The organism is Sphingobium sp. (assembly GCF_035511395.1).
Taxonomy (GTDB): domain Bacteria; phylum Pseudomonadota; class Alphaproteobacteria; order Sphingomonadales; family Sphingomonadaceae; genus Sphingobium.
Map to the genome: position 1 here is coordinate 1 of NZ_DATKFP010000109.1, position 1,607 is coordinate 1,607.

Annotated in this window: 2 protein-coding genes; both read left to right on the forward strand. The window is 61.9% G+C overall.

All coding sequences use genetic code 11. From position 1 onward, the window contains the following. Window positions 1-1,132: acyl-CoA dehydrogenase family protein (locus tag VMR39_RS07075; protein WP_325415274.1), on the forward strand; the 1,132-nt coding region annotated here is incomplete at its 5' end. Window positions 1,133-1,156: 24 nt separating this feature from the next. Next, window positions 1,157-1,459, forward strand: coding sequence for an NIPSNAP family protein (locus tag VMR39_RS07080; RefSeq protein WP_325415275.1), 303 nt, complete (start codon window positions 1,157-1,159; stop codon window positions 1,457-1,459). The last annotated feature ends 148 nt before the right edge of the window (window positions 1,460-1,607 follow it).

The following is a 1,607-nucleotide window of genomic DNA, read 5'->3' on the forward strand; positions in this document are numbered from 1 at the left end:
GGCCATATTGGGTGAATCGCAGGAGATGCTGGCCGATCTTGTCGGGCGCTACCTGGCGGACAATTTCGACTTCGAAACGCGGCGCGCGTCTCTCGCCACATCCGGCTGGCCCGTCCAATTGTGGCAGACGTTCGCGCAGGAACTGGGCATCCTTGCCCTGCCCTTTGCCGAGGAACAGGGCGGGCTCGGCCTTGGCGCGCTGGACAGCATGGTTGTGATGGAAGCGCTGGGGCGTGGGCTTGCCGCCGAACCATTTCTATCCTGCGTCGTCGGCTTCGGCGCACTGGTGAACGGGTTGGGTCCGGCCAGACGGGCGCATCTGGCGCCCTTGATCGGGGAGGTGATCGCCGGAGAAGCCCGTATCGCGCTCGCTCTGGTCGACGCCCGTGGCGCACCGGGTTGCGGCAATCGTGTCCTGGCCTGCGACAGTGAAGGCTGGCGCCTCATCGGCGATGCGCCGATAGTGCCCGCAGCAGGATGCGCGACCCACATCGTCGTCAGCGCAGCCATGCCCGATGGCGCAACTGGCCTGGTCCTCCTGCCGCGCGATGCGTCGGGCCTCGACTGGTCCGACGTGCCGTTGATCGACGGGACCATGGCGGGTGCGTTGAAGGCTGACTTGGTACTGGCGGACACCGCGCTGATCGCGCGCGACGCGGGCCCGATCCTGCCCGCTGTCCATGACGCCATGTTGGCAGCCCTGGGCGCGGAAATCACCGGCATCATCGCCACGCTGATCGAGATCACGGTCGATTTCGCGAGGCAGCGTACACAGTTCGGCAAAGCCATCTCGTCCTTCCAGGTGATCCAGCATCGGATGGCCGACATGTACGTCGAAGGGGAACTGGCGCGTTCGATGGCCTTGCTGGCCGCGCTGAAGCTGGATGGCAATCCCATCGAGCGTGCCGCCGCCGCCGCCGCCTGCAAGGCCCGTACAGCGATCGCCGGACGCATGGTGGCGCAAGCCTCAGTGCAGATTCATGGCGGTATCGGTACGACCGACGAGTTGGTCGTAGGCCACTATTTCAAGCGCCTGTTGACTATCGAGGCCCTGTATGGAGGCGCGGCATCCCATGTGAAGCAATATTCCCGTCATCGCGCGGCACTGGGAGAACCTTTGCCGGTCGTCTGATAGGCCAGGAATGGATATAGCATAATGATCCATTTACATTCCACCATATGGGTCAGGCCCGGCAAAATGCCGGCCATGCTCGACATCATACGCGACCACCTCGTGCCCATTCTTCAGGACGGCGCGGGATGGAAACTGATCGGCTGCTTCGAGCAGCGGATTGGCCGCATCAATACGCTGATCGACTTGTGGCAACTGAAAGATTATAATCATTTCACGCAGGCCTTTGCCGCATATCGGGCCGACCCCAACTATCCCGCGATCCGCATCCTGCTGGACGAATGTGTCGAGCAGGAAACGCTGACGTTCATGGAAAAACATTTCTAGCATTTTCAAGTCAGATGGGCCCGCACCAGAGTCCGTCTGGAAAATCGGAGAAATCATATTTTCGTCGCGTCACCGGCCCGCCCCTCTGCGGACCGGTGCGGTAAATCCGGCTGCTGCCGGATTTCCAGACAGACCCTCACAACTCAAA

Excerpts from the sequence above, each read along its gene's own strand:
- VMR39_RS07080 (WP_325415275.1), top strand. The coding sequence starts at position 1,157 with ATGATCCATTTACATTCCACCATATGGGTCAGGCCCGGCAAAATGCCG.